19 protein-coding genes are annotated in these 22,936 nt (G+C 70.0%); 8 read left to right on the top strand and 11 right to left on the bottom strand.

From position 1 onward, the window contains the following. Positions 1-8 precede the first annotated feature (8 nt). Positions 9-1,028: a copper resistance protein B gene (locus tag LPA45_RS28440; protein WP_376790661.1), complete on the bottom strand. Its 1,020-nt coding sequence runs from the start codon at positions 1,026-1,028 to the stop codon at positions 9-11. After that, positions 1,028-2,896 (bottom strand): copper resistance system multicopper oxidase, encoded by a 1,869-nt coding sequence (locus LPA45_RS28435; RefSeq protein ID WP_317922747.1) that lies wholly within the window; start codon positions 2,894-2,896, stop codon positions 1,028-1,030. The genes LPA45_RS28440 and LPA45_RS28435 overlap by 1 nt, the downstream gene beginning before the upstream one ends. A gap of 168 nt (positions 2,897-3,064) precedes the next feature. Between LPA45_RS28435 and LPA45_RS28430 the strand changes: the two genes are divergently transcribed. Together LPA45_RS28430 and LPA45_RS28425 are read left to right on the top strand one after the other, a co-directional pair. Then, on the top strand, positions 3,065-3,757 hold the full coding sequence (locus LPA45_RS28430) for a heavy metal response regulator transcription factor (RefSeq protein WP_116319400.1): 693 nt from the start codon (positions 3,065-3,067) through the stop codon (positions 3,755-3,757). After that, on the top strand, positions 3,754-5,175 hold the full coding sequence (locus LPA45_RS28425) for a heavy metal sensor histidine kinase (protein ID WP_116319399.1): 1,422 nt from the start codon (positions 3,754-3,756) through the stop codon (positions 5,173-5,175). Before LPA45_RS28430 ends, LPA45_RS28425 begins: the two co-directional genes overlap by 4 nt. A 214-nt stretch (positions 5,176-5,389) precedes the next feature. Here the strand turns inward: LPA45_RS28425 and LPA45_RS28420 are convergent, their stop codons facing one another. The 3 genes from LPA45_RS28420 to LPA45_RS28410 are packed head-to-tail and all read right to left on the bottom strand — an operon-like array spanning position 5,390 to position 10,233. Next, a complete protein-coding gene (locus LPA45_RS28420) occupies positions 5,390-7,858 on the bottom strand; it encodes a CHASE2 domain-containing protein (protein WP_317922745.1) in 2,469 nt (822 codons plus the stop codon). Beyond that, positions 7,836-9,512, bottom strand: coding sequence for a FecR domain-containing protein (locus LPA45_RS28415; protein WP_116319397.1), 1,677 nt, complete (start codon positions 9,510-9,512; stop codon positions 7,836-7,838). Before LPA45_RS28415 ends, LPA45_RS28420 begins: the two co-directional genes overlap by 23 nt. Beyond that, positions 9,505-10,233, bottom strand: a complete 729-nt coding sequence (locus LPA45_RS28410) for a response regulator transcription factor (protein ID WP_116319396.1) — start codon at positions 10,231-10,233, stop codon at positions 9,505-9,507. The genes LPA45_RS28415 and LPA45_RS28410 overlap by 8 nt, the downstream gene beginning before the upstream one ends. A gap of 914 nt (positions 10,234-11,147) precedes the next feature. Between LPA45_RS28410 and LPA45_RS28405 the strand changes: the two genes are divergently transcribed. The 4 genes from LPA45_RS28405 to LPA45_RS28390 all read left to right on the top strand — a co-directional run bounded on the left by LPA45_RS28405 (position 11,148) and on the right by LPA45_RS28390 (position 15,342). Continuing rightward, complete coding sequence (locus LPA45_RS28405) at positions 11,148-11,351, top strand: cold-shock protein (protein ID WP_029045406.1); 204 nt, start codon at positions 11,148-11,150, stop codon at positions 11,349-11,351. 307 nt (positions 11,352-11,658) lie between these two features. Then, positions 11,659-12,531 (top strand): presqualene diphosphate synthase HpnD, encoded by an 873-nt coding sequence (hpnD, locus tag LPA45_RS28400; protein WP_116319395.1) that lies wholly within the window; start codon positions 11,659-11,661, stop codon positions 12,529-12,531. An 88-nt stretch (positions 12,532-12,619) separates the two neighbouring features. Continuing rightward, positions 12,620-14,665 (top strand): squalene--hopene cyclase, encoded by a 2,046-nt coding sequence (shc, locus tag LPA45_RS28395; RefSeq protein WP_233528115.1) that lies wholly within the window; start codon positions 12,620-12,622, stop codon positions 14,663-14,665. Next, complete coding sequence (locus LPA45_RS28390) at positions 14,662-15,342, top strand: phosphorylase (RefSeq protein ID WP_116319609.1); 681 nt, start codon at positions 14,662-14,664, stop codon at positions 15,340-15,342. Before shc ends, LPA45_RS28390 begins: the two co-directional genes overlap by 4 nt. A gap of 15 nt (positions 15,343-15,357) precedes the next feature. Here the strand turns inward: LPA45_RS28390 and LPA45_RS28385 are convergent, their stop codons facing one another. Next, positions 15,358-16,614: an Hsp70 family protein gene (locus tag LPA45_RS28385; RefSeq protein WP_367395061.1), complete on the bottom strand. Its 1,257-nt coding sequence runs from the start codon at positions 16,612-16,614 to the stop codon at positions 15,358-15,360. Positions 16,615-16,733: 119 nt separating this feature from the next. After that, the gene (locus LPA45_RS28380) at positions 16,734-17,978 is read right to left on the bottom strand and encodes a diguanylate cyclase (RefSeq protein WP_116319608.1); all 1,245 of its coding nucleotides are present in this window, start codon (positions 17,976-17,978) and stop codon (positions 16,734-16,736) included. A 506-nt stretch (positions 17,979-18,484) separates the two neighbouring features. On the opposite strand from LPA45_RS28380, the gene LPA45_RS28375 reads away from it, so the two are divergent. Then, positions 18,485-18,718, top strand: coding sequence for an IclR family transcriptional regulator (locus LPA45_RS28375; protein ID WP_199414577.1), 234 nt, complete (start codon positions 18,485-18,487; stop codon positions 18,716-18,718). Positions 18,719-18,920: 202 nt separating this feature from the next. Further along, on the top strand, positions 18,921-19,286 hold the full coding sequence (locus LPA45_RS28370; protein WP_116319392.1) for a LysR family transcriptional regulator: 366 nt from the start codon (positions 18,921-18,923) through the stop codon (positions 19,284-19,286). An 11-nt stretch (positions 19,287-19,297) separates the two neighbouring features. On the opposite strand, the gene LPA45_RS28365 is transcribed toward LPA45_RS28370, so the two are convergent. Genes LPA45_RS28365 through LPA45_RS28350 form a run of 4 tightly spaced genes read right to left on the bottom strand, consistent with a single transcriptional unit; the run spans position 19,298 to position 22,927 of the window. After that, a complete protein-coding gene (locus LPA45_RS28365) occupies positions 19,298-20,068 on the bottom strand; it encodes a class I SAM-dependent methyltransferase (protein WP_116319391.1) in 771 nt (256 codons plus the stop codon). A 55-nt stretch (positions 20,069-20,123) separates the two neighbouring features. Beyond that, positions 20,124-21,035, bottom strand: a complete 912-nt coding sequence (locus LPA45_RS28360; protein WP_116319390.1) for an ABC transporter permease — start codon at positions 21,033-21,035, stop codon at positions 20,124-20,126. A 27-nt stretch (positions 21,036-21,062) separates the two neighbouring features. Further along, positions 21,063-21,914: an ABC transporter ATP-binding protein gene (locus tag LPA45_RS28355; protein ID WP_116319389.1), complete on the bottom strand. Its 852-nt coding sequence runs from the start codon at positions 21,912-21,914 to the stop codon at positions 21,063-21,065. Between the two features lie 2 nt (positions 21,915-21,916). Further along, positions 21,917-22,927, bottom strand: a complete 1,011-nt coding sequence (locus LPA45_RS28350) for an ABC transporter substrate-binding protein (RefSeq protein WP_116319388.1) — start codon at positions 22,925-22,927, stop codon at positions 21,917-21,919. Positions 22,928-22,936 lie beyond the last annotated feature (9 nt).

Genomic DNA, 22,936 nt, shown 5'->3' with positions numbered 1-22,936 from the left:
GTGGCCGCTCAGAACCACAGGCGCACGCCGGCCACGAAACGCGTCTCGCCGGCACGGCCGCCGGCCGTGCGGATCATGTCCGCCGTGTTGCCAAAGGCCTGGTAGCGCTCGACGCCGATATACGGCGCGAACTGTCGGCTGAACTCATAGCGCAGGCGCACGCCCACGGTGCCGCTGGACAGGCCGCTGCCGATGCCGGTCTCGGGATCGTTCTTGCCATACAGGTTGGCTTCGATGCGCGGCTGCAGGATCAGGCGCTGCGTCAGCAGCAGTTCGTACTCGGCGGCAAGCCGCAGCGCGGTGCGGCCGCTGGTGCCGACATAGGCCGTGGCATCGACCTCGAACCAGTACGGCGCCAGCCCCTGGATGCCGAACGCCAGCCAGTTGCGCGCGGGGCGGCCGCTGCCGGCATCGTTGCGCAGGCCCAGCTGGGTGTCCCAGTAGCTGGCCACGGCGTGGCCCCACAGCAGTTCGGTGCGGGCGTCATGCATCCTGCCCTTTGCCGCCTCGCCTTCGGCCTTCAGCACCAGCTTGTCGTAGCTGTTGCCGAACCACGCCTGGACCTCGTAGGCCGCGGCATTTTCACCGCTGGCATGGGCCCACTCCAGGCGGTCGACCAGCACCGATGCGAACAGGTGCTCGTCGGCCATCACCAGCTGGCGCTTGTCGGCCAGCGCGTACTGGCCGACGCCGAGCTGGTAGCCACCGGAATACGCGTGCGGATCGCGCGCATCGGCCGGAGCGCTGCCGCCCTGCATCTTCATGTCGCCGTGATCCATTGCGCCGGAGGGTTGCATGGGTTCCATCGGCTCCATCGGCTGCATCGGCTGCATCCGTTCCATCGGCTGCATTGGCTCCATGCCTTGCATCGCGGAAGCATCCTGCGCCGGCACACCATGCCCCTGTTGGCCGTGCACGTGCGGATCCTGCTGCGCCGACGCGGCGCCCATCGCGGCCAATGCCAGCACGGCGGCAGCGATGCGGCCGGCCGGCCTGGCCAGCGAGCGGGGGGTCTTCATTGCCGTCATCACGCCACCACCACTTCGCGGAACATGCCCGCATCCATATGCATCATCAGGTGGCAATGCCAGGCCCAGCGTCCCAGCGCATCGGCGGTAACCAGGAAGCTGATGCGCTGCGCCGGCTGCACGGGGATAGTGTGGCGCCGCGCCTGGAAGCTGCCGTCCGGCGCTTCCAGTTCGCTCCACATGCCGTGCAGGTGCATGGGGTGGGTCATCATGGTGTCGTTGTGCAGGATCACGCGCAGCCGTTCTCCGTACTTGAAATAGATTGGCGTCGACTTGCCGAACTCCACGCCGTCGAACGACCACGAGTAGCGCTCCATGTTGCCGGTCAGGTGCAGTTCGACTTCGCGGCCCGCGCCGCGCGGATCCATCGGCCCGCCGACGGTGTGCTGGTCGGCCAGCGTCAGCACGCGCCTGCCGTTGTTGCGCAGGCCGATGCCGGGATCGTCGAGGTTGGTGCGCGCCATGTCGACGCGCATGTCGGTGCTGGCGCCGTACTCGGTGCGGGCATGGCGCGCGACCTTGCCCGGCATGTTGAGCGAAGGCTCGGCGGCCATCGCCGCCATGCCGTGCTTGCTGTGGTCCATGCCGTGCTGGCTGTGGTCCATGCCGTGCTGGCTGTGGTCCATGCCGGGCATGGCGCCATGGTCCATCGCCGCCATGCCATGCATGCCGCCGTGGCCCATGCCACCCATGTCGCCCATCATGTCGGTCATGCTCAGCCATTCCGGCTTGTCCGGCGCGGGCACTGGCGCGGACAGTCCTTCGCGCACTGCCAGCGTGCCGCGCGCAAAGCCGGTGCGGTCCATTGCCTGCGCGAAGAGGGTGTAGGCGTCCTCCTGCGGCGCGACCACGACGTCGCAGGTCTCGCCGGGACCGAAGCGGAACTCGTCGACGGTGACCGGCTCCAGGTCCTGCCCGTCGGCCTGCACCACGCGCAGCTTCAGGCCGGGGATGCGCACGTCATAGAAGGTATTGCCCGAGCCGTTGATAAAGCGCAGCCGCACGGTCTCGCCACGGCGGAACAGCCCGGTCCAGTTGCCGGCCGGCGTGACGCCGTTGGTCAGGTAGGTCAGCGTGGCGCCCGACAGGTCCGCCAGATCGGTCGGGCTCATCCGCATCTGGTTCCACATGCGGCGCTTGTCTAGCGCCGGCTTCAGCCCGTCGCGCGCCGCGTCGCGGAAGAAATCGACGGCGGTGGGCTGGTTGTAGTTGTAGTAGTCGCTTTGCACCTTGAGCTTGGTCAGCACCCTCATCGGGTCTTCGTCGGTCCAGTCGGACAGCAGCACGGTGTAGTCGCGGTCAGCGTGCCCGTGCGCGCGGCCCTCGGCCGGATCGATGACGATGCCGCCGTAGACGCCGGTCATCTCCTGGAAGCCCGAGTGCGAGTGGTACCAGTAGCTGCCCTGCTGCGCGACCTCGAAGCGATAGGTAAAGGTCTCGCCCGGGGCGATGCCGGCAAAGCTGATGCCGGGCACGCCATCCATCCCGAACGGCAGGATGATGCCGTGCCAGTGGATCGAGGTCGGCTCGCGCAGCCGGTTGGTGACGCGGATGGTGACGGTATCGCCCTCGCGCCAGCGCAGCGTCGGGCCCGGCAGCATGCCATTGATGGTGGTGGCCACCATCGGCTTGCCGGTGAAATTGACCAGCGACTCGCCGATCACGAGGTCGAATTCAGTGCCGCGCAGCACCGGCGCGGTCCCGGCAGCGGCGGTGGCGGGGCCGGGTGCGCTGGCCAGGGCGCTGGCGCCGCCAAACCCCGACAGCCCGGCGACCACGCCGCCGGCCACCAATCCCTGCACGAAGCGCCGACGTGGCAGGTCGGGGGGCGTGGGCAGCAGGAGGCCCGTAGAGCGGTGGCGTCGCATGGCAGTCAGTCTGTTGTGCATGGTTGGAAAGGCATGCCAAGCGTAGCCAGCGCCACCCTACCCTCGCCTGACTGGAACATGACAATCCGGTAATCTTCCGGTCATGTTGGCGCGCACCGCGCGCGCGTACAGTTGCCGGACTGATCGATCACAAGGAAGCCAAGGCCGATGAAACTGCTGGTAGTGGAGGACGAGACCAAGACCGGGGAATACCTGCGCCAGGGCCTGACGGAAGCGGGCTTTGTCGTCGACCTGGTGCACAACGGGCTGGACGGCCAGCACCTGGCCATGACCGAGCCCTACGACCTCGTCATCCTCGACGTGATGCTGCCAGACATGGACGGCTGGCGCATCGTGCAGGCGCTGCGGGCCGCCGAAAACGCCGTGCCGGTGCTGTTCCTGACCGCGCGCGACAGCGTGGCGGACCGCGTCAAGGGCCTGGAGCTGGGCGCCGACGACTACCTGGTCAAGCCCTTCGCCTTCTCCGAACTGCTGGCGCGCGTACGCACCCTGCTGCGGCGCGGCGCGGCGCAGATGGCGCTCGACCGGATCCAGGTGGCCGACCTCGTGCTCGACCTCGGGCGCCGGCGCGCGACCCGCGCCGGGCGCCGCATCACGCTGACCAGCAAGGAATTCGCGCTGCTCGAACTGCTGGCACGGCGCCGCGGCGAAGTGCTGCCGCGCTCGCTGATCGCCTCGCAGGTGTGGGACATGAACTTCGACAGCGACAGCAACGTGATCGACGTAGCCATCCGCCGCCTGCGCGCCAAGATCGACGACGGCTTCGAACCCCGGCTGATCCAGACCGTGCGCGGCATGGGCTATGTGCTGGAGGAGCCGGACCCGGAGGATGCGGCATGAAAGGCCGGCTGTCGCTGACGGCGCGGCTCACGATCCTGTTTTCGCTGTCGTCGGCGGCGGTGCTGCTGGGCCTGGGCGTGCTGATCTGGCTGGCGATGGACAGCCATTTCGCCGACGAGGACTACGCGGTGCTGGACGACAACGTGCGCCTGGTCCGCCAGATCGCGGCCGAAGGCCCGATGGCGTCGCTGCCGCAGCGGCTCGGCCAGGCGCTGGAGCACCACCCCGGCTTTGTCGCCGAGGTGCGCAACGCCGAGGGCCAGCCCGTGTACGCCACGCACGGCTTCGACTTCGGCCCCGCGCTGGGCGTGGCCGCGGCGCTGCCGGCGCAGCGCGATACCTTCGCCTGGGAACAGCGCGGGCAGGCTTACCGCGGCTTGCGCGCCGTGGCGCAGGTGCCGGGCGCCGGCGCGCTGCGCATCGTGGTCGGCATGGACACCGCGCTGCATGCGCATTTCATGCACGCGTTCCGCCGCTCGCTCGCCTTCTACACCGCGCTGGCCGCGCTGGCCAGCGGGTTGCTGGGCTGGTGGGCGGCGCGCCGCGGGCTGGCGCCGCTGCGCACCATGGCCTCGCGCGCGCGCACGGTCACCGCGCACAAGCTCGACGAGCGCATGCCGGTGGCAGCGGTGCCGGTGGAAATGGCCGACCTGGCCGCCACGCTCAACGCCATGCTCGCGCGGCTGCAGGACGACTTCAGGCGCCTGTCGGAATTTTCGTCCGACCTGGCGCACGAGTTGCGCACGCCGATCACCAACCTGATGACGCAGACCGACGTGGTGCTGTCGCAGCCGCGCGATGCGGCCAAGTACCGCGAGGTGCTGGCGTCAAACGCCGAGGAGCTGCAGCGGCTCTCGCGCATGGTGTCCGACATGCTGTTCCTGGCCAAGATGGAACATGGCATCACGCTGCCCAGCGCCGAGCGCATCGCGGTCGAGCAGGAAGTCGCGGCGCTGTTCGACTTCTACGATGCGCTGGCCGAGGACAAGGGCGTGCAACTGCGGCAGCACGGCAGCGGCCGCATCACCGGCGACCGGCTGATGGTGCGGCGCGCGCTCAGCAACGTGCTGTCCAACGCGCTGCGGCACGCCGCCGCGGGCAAGCCCATCGTGGTGACGATCGTGCCGCGCCCCGGCGCGGCGGAGGGTGCGGAGGGGGCGGAAGCCGTGGATATCGTGGTCGAGAACCAAGGCGAAACCATTCCGCCCGAATTCCTGCCGTCGCTGTTCGACCGCTTTTCGCGCGCCGACAAGTCGCGCGCGCGGCCGGATTCGGATGGCACCGGGCTGGGCCTGGCGATCACGCAGGCGATCATGGCCGCGCACGGCGGCGCCATCGCCGCCGAGTCGGCCGCGGGCAGGACGCGCTTCGTGCTCACGTTCCGCGCGCGGCGCGAACCGGACACCGTGCACGCATGATGGCCTGCGGGCTGCACGGCGCGCGAAAAAGCCGCCCGAGCCAGTAAGGCCGTTGGGGGAGCTGGCAAGGGCGCAAAAAAACCGCCGGATGCGGCTCCAGCGGCGGTTCGATGCTACGCAATTCCGCCTTGTTTGAATGGCAACAATTGTGTCGGCGAACACATTGCTGACATGGCCTGCGCTGCCATGGCTCGCGCTGCCATGGCTCGCGCTGTCAGGCGCGCTGACCGGCCGGCAATTCGATCCGGAAGGTGGCGCCGGCACCTGCCGCGCTCTGCACCGTGACTTTGCCACCATGCCGCTCGGCCACCGCGCGCACCAGCACCAGGCCCAGCCCGGTGCCGTCCGGCGCGCCCTGCTGGCCCTCGTGCAGGCGCACGAAGGGCTCGAACAGCCGCGCCTGGTCGGCCTCCTCGATGCCGGGGCCATGGTCCTGCACCGCGATCACGAAATGCTCCCGGTCGCGCGTCAGCGTCACCGCCACCTCGGCACCTTGCGGGCTGAACTTGATCGCGTTGCTGACCACGTTGGCGATGGCCCGCACCAGCAGCGCGGGCTCGCCGCGCAGCACGGCGGGCTCGTCGGGCAGGTCGACCTGCAGCGGCACGCTGCGGGCATTGGCCAGCGCCCACAGCTGGTCGGTGGCATCCAGCACCAGGCCGCCGAGCTCGACCTCGGTAAAGCTCAGCGACTGCGACTCGGCGCGCGCCACGCTGATGAAATCGTCGGCCAGCGTCATGGTGCGGCGCGCGTGGGCGGCGATGCGGTCCAGCACGGCGCTATTGCTGTTGCCATCGCCGGCGCTGCCGGGCTGCGCGGCGCCATGGTGGCCGTGGGCGGCGGCGGCGGCGTCGGCGGCGGCAGCGGCGGCGTCGCGGCGCACGCGGCGCTCGTGCAGCTCGATCAGCGCCAGGATCGATGCCTGCGGCGAGCGCATGTCGTGCGACAGGAAGCGCAGCATCTGTTCGCGCTGGCGCTCGGCCACGCGGATCGCCGTGATGTCGGTGACGCTGACGATCAGCCCCGCCACCGCTCCGGCCTCGCCGTGCAGCGGCGCGCCGTGCAGCAGGTAGCGGCGGTCGCCGCGCCCGGCCACCTCGATGCCGCCTTCGGGCATGGGCTCCTGCCCCGGCCCGACCCCGGCGTGGCGGGCATGCAGCGCGTGCCAGTACGCCAGCGCGGGCGCGGGCGCCGGGAACAGCGCCTCGATCACGTCGCGGATGGGCGGCCGCGGCTGGCCGGTATCGCGTGCCGTGGCCACGCTGCCGAGTACCGCCGGCGCCAGCGCCGCGCAGCGCCGGTTGGCCAGCATCACGCCGCCCGCCAGGTCGCAGATGGCGGTGGCATCGGGCAGGCTTTCGAGCCCGTCCGAAAGGAACCGGCGCATGCCGCGCAGCCTGGCGCTCATGCCGTACACGGCGCGCATGCGGCTGTCCAGCGTGACGCCGGTGTAGTGCGGGGCGGGCATCAGGCCCGGCTCGCGCTCCAGCCGCGCCAGTTCGTCGGTCAGGAAGCGCAGCGCCGCTTCCTGGCGGCGCCATGCCCAGAGCGGGTAGAACAGCACGCAGCCCAGCGCCGCCGCGGCCGGGGCGAACCAGAGCCGTGCCAGCGCCAGCAGCACCAGCGAGCCGCCCAGCAAGGCCGCCAGCAGCAGCCCGGTGGCGACCAGCGCGCCGCGCGGCGGCAGGCGCAGCGGGGCCAGCGCCGCCAGCAGCACCGCCAGCAGCGTTCCCGCCAGCTGCCACGCGTGCGGCACGGCCAGGATCGCATCGCCGTCCGTCAGCGTCTGCAGGGTATTGGCCAGGATTTCGACGCCGCTCATGCCGCGGCCGTCGCGCGACACCGGCGTGGGCAGCACGTCGCCCATGCCGGTGGCCATGGCGCCCACCAGGACCGCCTTGCCGGCAAAGCGCGCGGGATCGATGCGGCCTTCCAGCACGTCGCGCGCCGATACGCGCGCAAAGGTGCCGGGCGGGCCGGCGTAGGGAATGCGCACGCGCCCGCTGCGCTCCCAGCCGTTGCTTTCCGTGAAGCGCACGGCTTCCTGGCGGTAGCTGCCGAGCGAGCGCGGTGCGTGCCCAAACTGGGCCATCACCGTGGCCAGGTGCGGCACGCCGGCGGCCTCGACCGGGTGCGGTCCCTCGCGCAGCCAGACCTGGCGTGCCACGCCATCGGTATCGACCACCATGTTGATATGGCCGACCGCGGCGCCCAGCCCGGCCAGCGGGTAGCGCACCAGCATGCCGTCAGCGCCGGGCTCGGCCACTACCGGCAGCACCACGTTGCCGGCCTGCGCCAGGCTGCGCGCCAGCAGCGCGTCGTCTTGCGGATAGCGCGTGTCGCGTTCGGACAGGATCACGTCGACGCCGATCACGCGCGGGGCGCCGGCGGCAATGCGCTCGACCAGTTGCCCCAGCACCGCGCGGCGCCAGGGCCAGCGGCCGACCGCAGTAATGCTGGCGTCGTCGATGGCGACGATGACGATGTCGTCGCGGGCGGGATGGTGCTGGGCGGCAATGGCGATGTCGTAGGCGGCCAGGTCGGCGCGCTCGGTCCAGCCCTGGCGCGCGGCCAGCACCACCAGGGCCAGCACCGCCGCGACCAGCACGCACCATTCGGCCAGCGTGCGGCGGCCGAAGGCGCGCCCGGGCGCGGCCGGTTCAGTGGAGGCGGATGCCACCACCGTCCGTCCCGCCACCGGTGCCGATGGCCGCGCCGGCGCCGTCGAGCAGGTACGTCAGGATCTCGATGCGCTGCGGCGCCGAGAATGCCGCCGGGTCAAGCACCGTGCGAGGCGCCGCGCGGGCGACCCGCACGTAGTAGACGCCGGGCGCCGGGCGCGGCAACTCGAAGGTGTTGGTTTCGCTGTGCTGGTCCACCAGCGGCGTGGCGAAGCCGGCATCAGCCGACAGCTGGACCCGGAAGCCGGTGCCGCCGCCCGCGTCGGCGGGCCAGCCGAGGTGCAGCGTCTTGCCGTCGTCCTGCATCGACGGCACGGGGCCTGCCGGCTCGACTCGGTAAGCGACCGGCGCCGACCACGGGCCCGGCCGGCCCACGCCGTCAACGCTGCGCACGCGCCACCAGTACTGGCCCGGCGCCTGCGGCTGCGCGCTGGCCGGCTCGGCAGCGGGGTGCTGTGCCACCTCGCTGCTGAAGCCGGCATCGCCGGCCACGGCCAGTTCATAGCTGGCGGCACTAGGTACCGCCGCCCAGGCGAACGCCACCGTCTCGCCATAGCGCACCGCATCGGCGGCGGGCTGCAGCGTGAACGGCGCCGGCGGGTTCAGCCGCACGGCCACCGGCGCCTGCGCGGCAAGGCCGGTCAGCCGGTTGGCGTCGATGGCGCTGACGGCGAGATAGAGCGTGCCTTCCGGCAGGTCCTGCGGACGCGCGCGCGTGTCGGTGGTGGTGCCGCTCCAGGCCAGTTCGGTCAGCGCCGCGTCGCGCGCCACCGTGACGCGGTACGCGCTGGCGCCGGGCACTGGCTGCCAGGCGGCGTCGAAGGCCGGGCCCAGCACGGTATCGGCAGGGGGCAGCAGCATCGGCGCCGGCAGCAGCGCCACCGGTTGCGACAGCTGGCCACGGTCGGACACGCCGACACCGTAGCCTGCACTCACTTGCGCCGCGGCGGTCATGGCGCGCCCCTCAGGCGCGCGCCTGGCCTGGCGCGCCGCGCTGACGCCGACGCGGCCTTCCAGCACCTCGCTGCGGCTGCCTGCGGCGTCGGCCGAAACCCGGTAGCTGGTGCCGCGCACGCCGGTGACCATCATCGGCGTATGCAACTCGAAACGGCCCACGCCGCTGCCCTCGGGTGCCACGCGGGTATCGGCGCCGCCCTTGTCGATGCGGATCACGGTATCGGTCAGGCCGCTGCGCGCGAATGTACGCAGCCGGCGCACCGCCACCGTGGTATTTGGCGGCAGGGTGATGCGGCTGCGATCGGGCAGTTCCAGCGTGACCGAGCCGGCCGCCGGCGTTTCGATCCGTGCCGATTCGTCCAGCGACATGCCGGCCTGCACCGGGCGGCCGTTGGCGCGCACTTCGCCGGTGACATAGACCACGCGCGCCGACGCTGCCTGCTCCGGGATCTGGCTCAGCGGAATGCGCAGGCGCGAGCCGGGCACGAGCCGGTAGGGGTCCGCCACGCCGTTGAGCCGCTGCAGCGTGCGCCAGCCATCGGTCGACGCCATGTAGCGCCCGGCCAGGCCGATCAGGGTATCGCCTGGCTCCACCAGGTAAAGGAAATCGGCGCCCTCGGCGCCCGCCGGCCCGGCCAGGGCCGGACCCGCCACGCCAGCCACCCAGGCCAGCGCGGCCGTGCCAATCCACTTACGCATCCGCCCCGGCCTCGTTCGCTTCCACTTCGGCAGCGGAAATTTCCTCAAAGCGATAGCCGTGCGAGTACACCGAGGTGAGCCGCACGCCGTTCTCGGGGCGCAGCGCCAGCTTCAGCCGCAGCCGCGAGATATGGGTATCGAGCGTGCGCGAGCCGGCGCCCATGGCGCGGCCCCAGACCGCCTGCTCCACCACCTCGCGCGCCAGCAGGCGCCCGGCATTGCGGAACAGGAACAGGGCCAGCTCATACTCGCGCGGCGACAGCTGCACGGGCTGGCCGCCGAGGTTGATGGCGCGGGTATGGGGATCGACCGTGTAGTTGCCGCGCCGGATCTGCTCGACTTCCTGCGCGGCCTCGGGATAGGCCCGGCGCAGCAGCGAGCGCACGCGCGCGATCAGCTCGCCGGCGCGGATGGGCTTGAGCATGTAGTCGTCCGCGCCGACGCTCAGGCCGGCGACGATGTCGGCCTCGCCGGTACGGCTGGTGACAAACAGGATGGGCGGCATGTTGCCGGACTTCTGCCGCACCCAGCTGACCAGTTCGTAGCCGCTGGTGCCGGGCAGCTGCCAGTCGACCATCAGCAGGTCAAACGCCCGTTCGCGCAGCGCTCGCAGGAAATCGGCGCCATTGGCGAACGATTCGCACTCGAAACCGGCCTCGCCCAAAATCTGCCGGATCAGTTCGGCCTGATCCGGATCGTCCTCTACCGAGGCAATTCTCATCCACTACCCCCCTGCCTACTGCGACTCTGCCTACTGCGACTGCCACTGCGACTGCGCCGGGCACTATTGACGGCTGCTCTGGTATCCACCCTGGCGGGCGCGGCCCATGGTCAATCGCAATCGCACGGCAAGCGGGGCCGAAGCAAGCCGGAAGCCGCAATGTTACCTAACCACGACACCCGCCGTCGAGGCTCCCGAGGAGGGGCATGGCGTCGCATGCCAGGACGGGCCATGGATCCGCGGGGCAATATCGGCCGAGCTGCCACGATCGCGGGAGCGAGGCAACGGGAATTCCGGACAACACGAAGCAGGAGGGGAATTCCATTGCTCGCGCATTCGGCAAGTCCGGGCTTCCCCCTATATACGCTGCGCGAGGATCATTCTTAGAAATACGCCCCATGCGGATTTTCTGCCTGCGGGATTTGCACCAGATCGATTCCGGCGGCACCGGAACAGAAAAAACATCCCCCGAATGTGGTAATCCAGGTTTGAAACAAAAAGAAACAATGCACCGAAACCCGCCCCTTCTGCACCAGGAACCGGCAGGCGACGCGCATTCAAGGGGCACACGCCTGAAATTCAGTCGAAACCGCGCAGACAGGCGGACTCAGGGAATTCACTGAATCGAATGCGAAGTAGAAGACGTTAATATCTCCTATCGGAACCTCTCATCATGATTAGGCGCTTCGCCTGATTGACACATCGGGAAAATTCGGCAGAATGATTCCCACTTGTGCAGCGCCCTTTGGGGTGTGTCATTTGGTGTGTTGTTCCGTGACGCTTTCGGTTGTCACGACAGCGACATATCGAGGTCATACGGATGCAGCAGCGGGAACCCAAAAACCGTTGCCTGCGTTGCACACGGTGTATAACGAGCGTTTTCGCTCATTTTGAAATCCAAGGTTGAGATAGATATGGAAACCGGTACCGTTAAGTGGTTCAACGACGCCAAGGGCTTCGGCTTCATCACGCCGGACGCAGGCGGCAACGATCTGTTCGCGCACTTCTCCGCGATCGAAGGCTCGGGCTTCAAGTCGTTGAAGGAAGGCCAGAAGGTGCGCTACGTCAAGGCCATGGGCCAGAAGGGCGAGCAAGCCACCAAGATCCAGGCCGTCTGATACCGGTTTTTTTGAAGACCGGCCCGGTCCCGCGGCGTCTCGCGACGCCGCGCCGGCCAGCAAGCCCCGCAGCTCCGGCGCGGGGCTTTTCTTTTGGGCGTTGGCAGCGCGGCGCCTTCCGCCCGCCGCCCTTCCCGCCGCCCTTCCCGCCGCCCTTCCCGCCGCCCTTCCCGCCGCCCTGCATGCCGCCGCGAGGTCCGGGGGTGATATTGCTATAATCGGCCGACCCACAACCACCGCCCGCGCGTGGGCGCGCACACCGTTGCGTGCGTCGCGCGGGAAGGTATGCAGCGTGTCGAGGAGTTACGTGGCCGGTACTCAAATCGCAACGCAAGACGCCCCCGCCGCCGTGGCCGGCCCCAGCGCAGGTGCTGCCGCCTCTGCCGGCAGCTCCTTCCATGCCGCGCTGCGCATCCTGCCGGCGCACCAGCGCCAGGCCATGTTCGAGATCTACGGGTTTTGCCGCGCGGTCGACGATATCGCCGACGGCAACGCCCCGCATGCCGAGCGCCTGGCCGGGCTCGATGCCTGGCGGCGCGACATCGCTGCCTGCTACGCCGGCGGCCCGCCCGCGGCAATGCAGGCGCTGGCGGCGCAGATCCGCGCCTTCGACCTGCAGCAGCAGGATTTCCTCGCCGTCATCGACGGCATGACCATGGACGTGGTGCAGGACATCCGCGCCCCCGACGCCGCCACCCTCGATCTGTATTGCGACCGCGTGGCCAGCGCGGTGGGCCGGCTGGCAGTGCGCGTGTTCGGCCTGGAAACGTCGTGCGGCATCGTGCTGGCTCACCATCTGGGACGCGCGCTGCAGCTGACCAACATCCTGCGCGACATCGACGAGGACGCAGCCATCGGCCGCCTGTACCTGCCGGCCGAGGCACTGGCCGCAGCCGGCATCGATGCCGCCCACGCCACGCCGCAGGCGGTGGTCGCGCATCCGGCCATCGGCCAGGCCTGCGCAGCGCTGGCCCAGGAAGCGCAGGCGCACTACGACCAGGCCGACGCCATCATGGCGCGCTGCCCGGCACGGCTGGTGCGCTCGCCGCGCATCATGGCCGACGTCTACCACCGCATCCTCGCGCGCCTGCGCATGCAAGGCTGGCAGGCGCCGCGCCAGCGCGTGCGCCTGCCGCGCGCGCAGTTGCTCTGGATCATGCTGCGCCACGCCATTGGTTGAGCGCCGCATGCCGATGTCAGCGATGTAAGCCGATGCAAGCCGCTGCCGGACGCGGATCATCCCGCCCGCGCCGGCACAAGGAGTCCGCATGTCGATGAAGGAGACCGACTTCGCCACGACAGCCACACCAATCCAGTTCGCCGCTGATCCCGCTTTCGGTCCGGCGGCTGGTCCCGCCGCGCCACAATCGGCCGCACAGGCACTCGACCACGGCATCGGTCTCGCGGTCGATGCGCTGCTGCACCAGCAGCGCCCCGATGGCCACTGGGTCTACGAACTGGAAGCCGACGCCACCATCCCGGCCGAATACGTGCTGATGGTGCACTACCTGGGCGAGGCGCCCGACCTGGCGCTGGAAGCGCGCATCGCTCGCTACCTGCGCCGCATCCAGAACCCCGACGGCGGCTGGCCGCTGTTCCATGAAGGCCGGCCGGATCTCAGCGCCAGCGTGAAGGCGTACTTCGCGCTGAAAATGGCCGGCGACGATCCGCAGGCGCCGCATATGGCGCGCGCGCGCCAGGCCATCCATGCCATGGGCGGCGCCGAGGCCAGCAACGTGTTTACGCGCACGCTGCTGGCACTGTACGGCGTGATGTCGTGGTCGGCGGTGCCGATGATGCCGGTGGAAATCATGCTGCTGCCGCGCTGGTTCCCCTTCCACCTGTCCAAGGTTTCTTACTGGGCGCGCACGGTGATCGTGCCGCTGCTGGTGCTGAACAGCCTGCGCCCGCGCGCGCGCAACCCGCGCCACGTCGGCATCGACGAACTCTTCGCCAACCAGCACCACGGCGCGGGCCTGGCGCCGCGCGCGCCGCACCAGCATGCCGGCTGGTACAACGTATTCCGCGGGCTCGACGCGCTGCTGCGCGTGGCCGAGCCGGTGTTCCCGCGTCTGCTGCGCCGGCGCGCCATCGCCGCGGCGCAAACCTTCGTGCGCGAGCGGCTGAACGGCGAGGACGGCCTCGGCGCGATCTTCCCGGCGATGGCCAACAGCGTGATGATGTTCGACGTGCTCGGCGTGCCGGCCGATGATCCCGCGCGCGCGGTGGCGCGGCGCTCGGTCGAGCGGCTGCTGGTGGAGCACGGGGACGAGGCCTACTGCCAGCCCTGCCTGTCGCCGGTGTGGGACACCGCGCTGGCCGCGCACGCGCTGCTCGAGACCGGCGAGGCGCGCGCGGCTGAAGCCGTGGGGCGCGGACTGGAATGGCTCAAGCCGCTGCAGGTGCTGGATGTGCGCGGCGACTGGACCGTGCGCCGCCCGCGGGTGCGCCCGGGCGGCTGGGCTTTCCAGTACGCCAACCCGCATTACCCGGATGTCGACGACACCGCCGTGGTGGTGGCGGCGATGGACCGCTACATGCGCGAACACGCCGCGCCGGGCCGCTACGACGAAGCGGCGGCGCGCGCGGCCGAATGGATCGTCGGCATGCAGAGCGGCAACGGCGGCTGGGGCGCGTTCGAGCCCGAGAACACGCACCTCTACCTGAACAACATCCCCTTCGCCGATCACGGCGCGCTGCTCGACCCGCCCACCGCGGACGTCTCGGCGCGCTGCCTGTCGATGCTGTGCCAGATTGGCGCCACGCCGGCCCGCAGCGAGCCCGCAGCACGCGCCCTGCGCTACCTGCTGGCCGAGCAGATGGCGGATGGCAGCTGGTTCGGCCGCTGGGGCACCAACTACATCTACGGCACCTGGAGCGCACTGTGCGCGCTGAACGCCGCCGGCATGGGATCCGACGCGCCCGCCGTGCGGCGCGCCACCGAGTGGCTGGCCGGGATCCAGAACGAAGACGGCGGCTGGGGCGAAGACGGCAGCAGCTACCGGCTCGACTACCGCGGCTATGAAACGGCGCCCAGCGTGGCATCGCAGACTGCCTGGGCCTTGCTGGCGCTGATGGCGGCCGGCGCCGTGCAGCATCCCGCCGTCGCGCGCGGCATTGGCTACCTGCTGCGCACGCAGCGTCCGCCGCAGGAGGGCGGACTCTGGCAGGAGCCGCGCTTCACTGCGGTCGGCTTCCCGCGCGTGTTCTACCTGCGCTATCACGGCTATGCGCGCTATTTTCCGCTGTGGGCGCTGGCGCGCTACCGCAACCTGCAGCGCGGTGGTGGCGGCCGCGTGACATGGGGCCTGTGAACGCGCCCTTCGTCATGGTCGTCACCGGCATGGATTTCGAGGCCGGCATCGCCGCCGGCCCGCACTGCCGCGTGGTGCACGGGCTGCGCGGCATTGCGCTGGAGCAAGGCGTGTCGGCCATGGCCAGCCGGGAGTGCCGGGGCATCGTCAGCTTCGGTGTCGCCGGCGGCCTGGATCCCGCGCTGGCACCGGGCGACCTGGTCATCGCCGATGAAATCCGCGCGCCCGGCGAACGCTACGACACCGATCCGGACTGGACCCATGCGCTGCACGCTGCGCTGCCGCACGCCCGGGTCGGCCCGATCGCCGGCGCCGACGCGCCGGTGCTCGACGTCGCCGCAAAACTGGCGCTGCGGCAGGCCAGCGGCGCGCTGTGCGTCGACATGGAATCGCACCTGGCGGCGCGCATGGCCGCGGCCTGCCGGCTGCCGTTCGCGGCTTGCCGCGTGGTCATCGACCCGGCGAGCCGCGCCGTGCCGGCCGCCGCGGCGGCGGGGATGGGAGAAGGCGGCAAGACCGATGTGGCAGCGGTGCTGGGCGCGCTGCTGCGCGCGCCGTCGCAATTGCCGGCGCTGCTAAGGCTGGCTGGCGATGCCGCCACGGCGCGTGGCGCCCTGCGGGCGGCCAGGCTGGCCGTGGGCGACGCCTTCGCGTTGCGCGGATTGCCGGACCGGTAAAGCCGCCCTGCTTCCTCAGCCGAACTTCCTCATCGCATCCAGCGCCAGCCCGCTGCCGATGCTGCCGAAAATGTCGCCTTCGACGCAGCGCGCCTGCGGCAGCAGCGCCGCCAGCCGCTGGCGCAGCAACGGCACGCTGCTGGAGCCGCCAGTGAAGAAGATGGTGTCGACGCCGTCGCCGTCCACGCCCGCATCGGCCAGCAGTTGCTGCACGGTCTTTTCGGTCCTGGCCACCAGCTTGTCGATCGACGCATCGAATTCTTCGCGCGTGATCGTCAGTGTCAGTCCCTGCTCCAGCCGGTGCAGGTCGACTTCGGTACTGGCCGCGTCCGACAGCGCGATCTTGGCGCCTTCCACCTGGATCGCCAGCCAGTGGCCAGCGCGCTCGCGGATCAGCCGCACCATGCGGTCGAGGCTGACGGTGTCGGCGGCGTCGCGGTAGTTGTCCATCACCACGGACCAGGCCTTGCGCGTGTAGACGTAGTTGATGGTGTGCCAGCTGGCCAGGTCGAAATACTGGCTTGACGGCATTGCCTTGCCGTTGCGCAGCTGGCTGCCCAGCCCGAGCAGCGGCATGGCGCGCGCCAGGCTGAGCGCGCGGTCGAAGTCGGTGCCGCCGATATGCACGCCGCCATTGGCCAGGATGTCCTCCCGGCGATCGGTCTTGCGGGCGCGCTCGGGCGAGAGGCGCACCAGCGAGAAGTCCGAGGTGCCGCCGCCGATATCGGCCACCAGCACCAGTTCCTCGCGCGCGATGCCGGCTTCGTAGTCGAATGCGGCGGCGATCGGCTCGTACTGGAACGCAATTTCGGCAAAGCCGGCGTCGCGCGCGATCTCGGCCAGCGTCTCTTCGGCGAGCCGGTCCGCGGCCGGGTCTTCGTCGATGAAGAACACCGGGCGCCCCAGCACCGCGTGCGAGAAGGAGGTGCCGGCGGCCTGCTCGGCGCGTGTTTTCAGTTCGCGGATGAAATGCGCCAGCAGCTTGCGGAACGGCATGGCCTGCCCCATCACCTCGGTGCTGTCGTCCATCATCGAGGTGCCGAGCAGGCTCTTGAGCGAGCGCATCAACCGCCCTTCATAGCCGGCCAGGTAGTCGCCGAGCGCGGCACGGCCGTAGCTCACCAGAGGATCCTCGGCATGGAAGAAGATCACCGACGGCAGCGTCACCTTGCCGTCTTCCAGCGGCAGCAGCGCCTCGGGGCGGTCAGGACGGCTCCAGCCGAGGGTTGAGTTGGACGTGCCGAAGTCCAGGCCGCATGCGTTTGACATCATTGTTTCCAGGTTTCCTGCAAGACACCACAATCAGTTGCCCGCTGGCCGGGGGTAGCGCTGGTGCAGCGCGAGCGCGGGCGGGGCGACATTGTAGGCCAGGCGCGCGGCGGCCCCCGATTTCAGGCGACGGAGTCGGCAGCAGGTTCCAGCATCGCCGTGGCGTGGCCGGGCACCGGCGCCGGCGCGGCCATCGACGACGCCAGCACATAGCGGTCGCGCCCGTGCTCCTTGGCGTGGTACAGCGCGCGGTCGGCATTGGCGAACAGCGCACGCCACAGGCCTTCCTTGCTGCCGGGGCCGCCGCGCAGCTGCGCCACGCCGATGCTGACGCTGGCAAAGCCCTGCGCACCGGGCAGCCCGATCGCGCGCACCTTGCGCAGGATGCGATTGGCCAGCGCGGTCGCCTGCTGCTCGTCGGTGTGCGGACACAGGATGCAGAACTCCTCGCCGCCATAGCGCCCGGCCACGTCGGAGGCGCGGCGCGAGTTGTCCAGCGCGTGCGCCACTTCGCGCAGCACGGCATCGCCGGCATGGTGGCCGAAGGTATCGTTGACCTGCTTGAAGTAGTCGATGTCGATGACCAGGCAGGACAGCGGCAGCCCGTCGCGCTGCCAGCGCGCCACCAGCTGCAGCGCCGACATCTCCAGCGCGCCGCGGTTGAGCAGGCCGGTCAGCGCATCGACACGGGCGCCGCTCTCGTTGTGCGCGACGATCTGCTCCATCGCCATCACGGTGAAGCCGAACAGGCCCAGCAGCGTCGCGATCAGCGGTGCCAGCATCCAGGCCGAGCCCGCCGGGCCGGCAAAGAACAGGATCAACGGCGGGGCATCCACACCGGCAGGCTGCATGGCATGGCTGAAGCCGGCCAGCTGCGTGGCCAGCTGCACCAGGCTGGCGACCAGCACCAGCGGGGCGCCGATGCTGCGCCGCCCGCGCCCGGCGCGCGCCAGCGTGGCAAAGGTGGCCAGCGACACCAGCGCCAGCACGCCGTAGGCCACGCGCAGCACCAGCTGCGGCCCGTCGGGCAGGCCGCCCGCGGTCACCAGGATGCCCAGCACGATGGCGGCGGCACCGGCCAGCGCGCCGGGGTGCGCCGGCACGCCGTAGTAGACGCGCACGCCACGGTAGATCATCAGCCAGCCGATGACGAAGGCGCCCGCGCCCGGCGTGCCCAGGTGGACCGTGCCGCTGGCCGCGCTCAGCGCCAGCACCAGACCCGCGCCGGATGCCAGCACATGCCCTGACGCCCACAGGCGCCCCGCCTCGCTGGCACGCAGCGCGAACACCAGCCCCGCCGCGATCACCAGCGTGCTGCTGAAAAACACCATCATCACGACCGCAATGGTCTGCGGGTCCAGGTGCACGGAGATCCTCAAGGAAGCCGTCGCCTTGCCGTCAATCCGAGGGGCGGGACTGGGCCAAGGGACGGTCAGGGCACGCCGCGGCCAGCCATCGGCGCACGGCAAACGCGCATGGTAGCCCGCGCGCGCCGGCCGGTGGCACCCCCGTCAAGCCGGGGTCCCTCATCGCGGCGCGGTTGTGGTTTCGCCGCCGCTTGCGCTATGTCCTGCGGCTATGTCGCACTGGCGTTTTTATGCAACACCCTGGCCCGCCCTGAAGGATGCCTCTAACGACAACAGGCGCGTGCAAGCGGCTTGCGCGCCCCACCAGCCTCAGCATGCGCCACATTGCCACCACGCAATCGCCACTCGCCCGCATGCAAGCGGAATTGAGGCCAAAGTTGCTCGCATTTGGTTAAGCAGGCACTGCACCGGCTGGATAAAATCATGCGTTGCCTACCGCGCCGACCGCGCAAGAATCTCGCGTCAATACTGCATCAATGACCCGCCCTGCTATCCCCGACCCTGGTATGACCGTTCCCGCCCTCTCGCTTGGCGCCATCCTGGATGACCTGCGCAGCGCACCGCGCCCGCTGACATCCGCGGAGTACGCATATCTGGCGCACCTGCGGCAACGCATCGTCACCGGCGATGCCGACGTGTGGACCACGCTGGAGACCGCCGGCGTGCCATGCCGCGAACGCCGCCTGTCGCCCGAGGTGATGCAGGCGCTGACCGCGATCGGCCACCTGCCGATGCACTGAGCCCCCGCCGGCATCGCCATCTGATCGAGACCATTCCCCAGCTTATCTCGGAAGCTTCCTCGCCCTGCCCCCGTGCGCGCGCCGCTACGATCGGTTCACTTCGATCCACCGGCAACAGGCCGCGCACCCGGGGGCGAACATCCCCCCACCGCGCAACGGTGTCCCGCGCACCGCCAGTGCCCGTCCCGGCAATGGCACACGCATGGCATCCCTCGTTCAGAACAGGCGCGTCAGCTTCCTCTCATTGCGCACCTTCGTCGCACTGATGCAGCACCGCGACACCGCCCGCGCCGCGCAAGCGCTGGGCATCCAGACCCAAAGACTCCATTACCAGATCCGCGCGCTCGAGGCCGCGCTCGGTGCGCCGCTGTTCAGCGCGGGCAGCCCCAACTGGCTGCCGACGCCCACCGGCGTCAGGGCCTTGCCCAAGATCATGGCCATGCTGCACATCTGGGACCAGATCGAGCCGAACCCCTGCGCCAGGCGCAACAGCCGGCCGCCTCCGCCCGAGCCCAGTGACGCCGCGCGCCGCGGCCCGGCGTTCTGGGTCCGGCACGCGACGATGTAGCGCGGCGCGACTCAGTCCAGCCGTTCGCAGCTGTAGGCTTCGGTGCAATAGGGAAAGGCGACCTCCTGCCGCCCGGCGAGCGCCGGGTGGCCATCGACGACAACCTGCAGCGCGGCGCGCACGCGCTCCTGTTCGGCGCCAGGCAGCGAGGCAATGAAGCTCACCGACATCACCCGATCGACGATCACCTGCTGCGGCGGGCCCGCGTGCGTGTACGGCAAGCTGTGCAGCGCCAGCGGGCCGAAGCCCTCGGCCGGAAAGACCCGCTTCCAGTCGCCCTTGTAGAAGCGCGGCGCGTCGCCTTCGTACGGCGTCATGATCGCGGTCAGCTGGGCGACCCAATCCACGCTCTCATCGCGTACGTTCCAGACCAGTCCAAGCCGGCCGCCCGGCCGCAGCACGCGCCGGATCTCGGCCAGGGCACGGTCGTTGGCAAACCAGTGGAACGCCTGCGCGCAGACCACGGCATCGACGCTGGCATCGGGCAAGGGGATGGATTCGGCGCTGCCTGCCAGCGCCTGCACGGCTGGCAGCGCAGTGGCCAGCTGCGCGCGCATCTGGGCCACCGGCTCCACCGCGATCACGGCGGCGCCGGTTTCGGCCAGCCGGCGCGTGAACTTGCCGGTGCCGGCGCCTAGGTCCAGCGCCGTGCGGCCCGGGCCGAGGCCCAGCGAGGCACGGAGCCAGTCAGCGATGGCTGCGGGATATTCGGGGCGTCCGCGCGCGTAGGTATCGGCCTGGCTGGCGAATCCCTGCGCGGCGGCCTGGTGGATGGCGGTCATGGCGGCTCCGGTTGGCTTACCGGTGCCGTAGGCTACGCCTGAAGCCCGCGCGGGGCTAGTGCTGCATGCCCCAGCGGCGCACCGTGAGGCGCTCCAGCGTGGTGAAGACCAGCCCCTCGACCAGCAGCCCGATCAGGATCACCGCCGCCAGCCCCGCGAACACGCGGTCGGTGTAGAGCTCGTTGCGGTTCTGGAAGATAAACCAGCCCAGCCCGCCCTTGCCCGACGACGCGCCGAACACCAGCTCGGCCGCGATCAGCGTGCGCCAGGCAAAGGCCCAGCCGATCTTCAGGCCCGACAGGATTGCAGGCAGCGCGGCGGGCACCAGTACCAGCGCGACAAAGCGCGGCCCGCGCAGGCCATAGTTGCGCCCGGCCATGCGCAGCGTCTGCGGCACCGCCTGGAAACCGGCATACATGTTCAGCGCCAGCGGCCACAGCACCGAGTGGACCAGCACGAACACCAGGCTCTTGGTGCCCAGCCCGAACCACAGCAGCGCCAGCGGCAGCAGCGCGATCGCCGGGAGCGGGTTGAACATGGCGGTGAGCGTGTCCAGCACATCGCGGCCGAAGCGCGTCGATACCGCCAGCGACGTCAGCACGAACGCCAGCACGATGCCAGCGGCATAGCCGCGCAGCAGCACCGACAACGACACCGCCGCCTTACCCGGCAGTTCGCCGCTGGCCACGTCCTGCACGAAGGCGCGCAGGGTCGCCAGGAAGGTCGGCATCAGCAGGTCGTTGTCCTGCACGCGCGCCACGATCTCCCACACCAGGGCCAGCGCCAGCAGGATCACGGCCTTGCGCAGCCAGCCGTGCTGCCACAGCCGTTGCTGCCACGGCAGCGCGCGCGCCAGCGGCGCTTCGGTGAAGGGTTCGATGTCGCGCTCGTATTCCGGGCGCACCGGCGGCCGGAAGTCGGGGCGAAGCTCGGGCGCCTCGGGGAGCGCCAGGGTGGATTGGGTCATGATTTGTCTATTGCGGCAGTCGGCTTGCTAGCGACCAGCGGCGCTGCGCGCGCGCGGCGGCTGCGCCTCGGCGGCCGGCTCGCCGAACAGCATGGTGTGGATGCGTTGCGCGGCGGCCTGGAACTCCGCGCCGCCCTGGCTGGCCAGGCTGAACTGGTGGCTGTTGAGTTCGGCGCGCACGCGGCCCGGGTGCGGCGACAGCAGCAGGATGCGGCTGCCCACCACCAGCGCTTCTTCGATCGAATGCGTGACGAACAGCAGCGTAAAGCCCGCGTCGTCCCACAGCGCCAGCAGCTCTTCCTGCATGCGCCGGCGCGTCAGCGCGTCGAGCGCGGCGAAGGGCTCATCCATCAGCAGCACCTTGGGCCGCATCGCCAACGCCCGTGCGATCGCCACGCGCTGCTTCATGCCGCCAGACAGCGTATGCGGGTAGGCATCGGCAAAATCGGCCAGCCCCACCTTCTCCAGGCTGTCGAGCGCGCGCTCGCGCGCTTCGGCGCGCGACAGGCCGCGCGCCTGCCGCAGCGGGAACATCACGTTCTGCACCACGGTCTTCCACGGCGGCAGCTGGTCGAACTCCTGGAACACCACGATGCGGTCCGGACCGGGCTGCTGCACGCGCTGCCCCTCCAGCCGGATCTCGCCCTCGGCGGGCGCGACGAAGCCGGCCACCGCCTTGAGCAGCGTCGATTTGCCGCAGCCCGACGGCCCCAGCAGCACGAAGCGGTCGCCCGCATGCACGTCAAAGCTGACCTGGTGCGTGGCGCGCACGATGCGCTCGGGCGTGCGGTACTCAAGCGACACGCCGTCAATCTGAAGCAACGGCGGGAGAAGCGGCGTGGCCCGGTCGGGCACCACGCGCAGGCTGTGCGTGGCCATGGTCAGCTCCCCTGCGCGGTGACCGGATCCTGGAAGAAATAATCCTGCCAGGACTTCGGCTGGTTGCGGATCGCGCCGACGCGGTGCATGAACGACGCCAACGCAAAGGTGTTCTGCGGCGCCACCTTGAACTGCACCTGCGGGTTCTTCAGCACGCGCACCAGCAATGCGCGGTCAGTCTTGGCCTTGGTCTGGCGCAGGTAGATGTCGGCGGCGGCCTCAGGATTGGCGGTGGCGTACGCAGCCGCTTCGGCGAGCGCATCGACGAAGGCGCGGTACGTCTTGGGGTTCTCGTTGCGGAACTTCTCGGTCGCGTACAGCACGGTGGACGAACTCGGGCCACCCAGCACGTCATACGAATTCAGCACGATGCGCGCGTTCGGATTGCCGGCCAGTTCCTGCTCCTGGAACGGCGGGTTGCCGAAATGCCCGGTGATTTCCGTGCCGCCCGAGATGATCGCGGCAGCGGCATCGGGATGCGGCACCGCCACGGTCCACTTGTCGAGCCGGTTGTACTCCTTGTCGCCCCACTGCCTGGCCGCAGCAAGTTGCAACACGCGCGACTGCACCGACACGCCCACCGCCGGCAAGGCGATGCGGTCCTTCTCGGTGAAGTCGGCAATGGTCTTCACCCTGGGGTTGTTGCTGACCAGGTAGTACGGGAAGTTGCCCAGCGAGGCCACGCCGCGCACATTCTGCTTGCCATGGGTGCGGTCCCACAGCGTCAGCAGCGGGCCGACACCGGCGCCGGCGATATCGATCGCGCCGGACAGCAGCGCGTCATTGACCGCGGCGCCACCGGACAGCTGGGTCCATTCGACCTTGACGTCGACGCCCTGCTGCTTGCCGTGCTTCTCGATCAGTTGCTGGTCGCGCGCCACATTGAGCAGCAGGTAGACCACGCCGAACTGCTCGGCGATGCGCAGCTTGCCTTCGGCGTGCGCGCCACCGGAAATCGCCAGGCCGGCGCTCAGCGCGAGCAGGCCCAGCTTGCGGGAAAAACGTTGGAACATGAATGAACT

The organism is Cupriavidus sp. Agwp_2 (assembly GCF_040784895.1).
In the GTDB taxonomy this organism is placed as follows: domain Bacteria; phylum Pseudomonadota; class Gammaproteobacteria; order Burkholderiales; family Burkholderiaceae; genus Cupriavidus.
This window is presented reverse-complemented; position numbering and strand designations above follow the sequence as displayed.

Excerpts from the sequence above, each read along its gene's own strand:
- LPA45_RS28425 (WP_116319399.1), top strand. The coding sequence starts at position 3,754 with ATGAAAGGCCGGCTGTCGCTGACGGCGCGGCTCACGATCCTGTTTTCG.
- LPA45_RS28365 (WP_116319391.1), bottom strand. The coding sequence starts at position 20,068 with ATGACCGCCATCCACCAGGCCGCCGCGCAGGGATTCGCCAGCCAGGCC.
- LPA45_RS28430 (WP_116319400.1), top strand. The coding sequence starts at position 3,065 with ATGAAACTGCTGGTAGTGGAGGACGAGACCAAGACCGGGGAATACCTG.
- LPA45_RS28415 (WP_116319397.1), bottom strand. The coding sequence starts at position 9,512 with ATGCGTAAGTGGATTGGCACGGCCGCGCTGGCCTGGGTGGCTGGCGTG.
- LPA45_RS28350 (WP_116319388.1), bottom strand. The coding sequence starts at position 22,927 with ATGTTCCAACGTTTTTCCCGCAAGCTGGGCCTGCTCGCGCTGAGCGCC.
- LPA45_RS28405 (WP_029045406.1), top strand. The coding sequence starts at position 11,148 with ATGGAAACCGGTACCGTTAAGTGGTTCAACGACGCCAAGGGCTTCGGC.
- LPA45_RS28385 (WP_367395061.1), bottom strand. The coding sequence starts at position 16,614 with ATGATGTCAAACGCATGCGGCCTGGACTTCGGCACGTCCAACTCAACC.
- LPA45_RS28435 (WP_317922747.1), bottom strand. The coding sequence starts at position 2,896 with ATGCGACGCCACCGCTCTACGGGCCTCCTGCTGCCCACGCCCCCCGAC.
- LPA45_RS28355 (WP_116319389.1), bottom strand. The coding sequence starts at position 21,914 with ATGGCCACGCACAGCCTGCGCGTGGTGCCCGACCGGGCCACGCCGCTT.
- LPA45_RS28410 (WP_116319396.1), bottom strand. The coding sequence starts at position 10,233 with ATGAGAATTGCCTCGGTAGAGGACGATCCGGATCAGGCCGAACTGATC.
- LPA45_RS28370 (WP_116319392.1), top strand. The coding sequence starts at position 18,921 with ATGGCATCCCTCGTTCAGAACAGGCGCGTCAGCTTCCTCTCATTGCGC.
- LPA45_RS28375 (WP_199414577.1), top strand. The coding sequence starts at position 18,485 with ATGACCGTTCCCGCCCTCTCGCTTGGCGCCATCCTGGATGACCTGCGC.
- shc (WP_233528115.1), top strand. The coding sequence starts at position 12,620 with ATGTCGATGAAGGAGACCGACTTCGCCACGACAGCCACACCAATCCAG.
- LPA45_RS28360 (WP_116319390.1), bottom strand. The coding sequence starts at position 21,035 with ATGACCCAATCCACCCTGGCGCTCCCCGAGGCGCCCGAGCTTCGCCCC.
- LPA45_RS28440 (WP_376790661.1), bottom strand. The coding sequence starts at position 1,028 with ATGACGGCAATGAAGACCCCCCGCTCGCTGGCCAGGCCGGCCGGCCGC.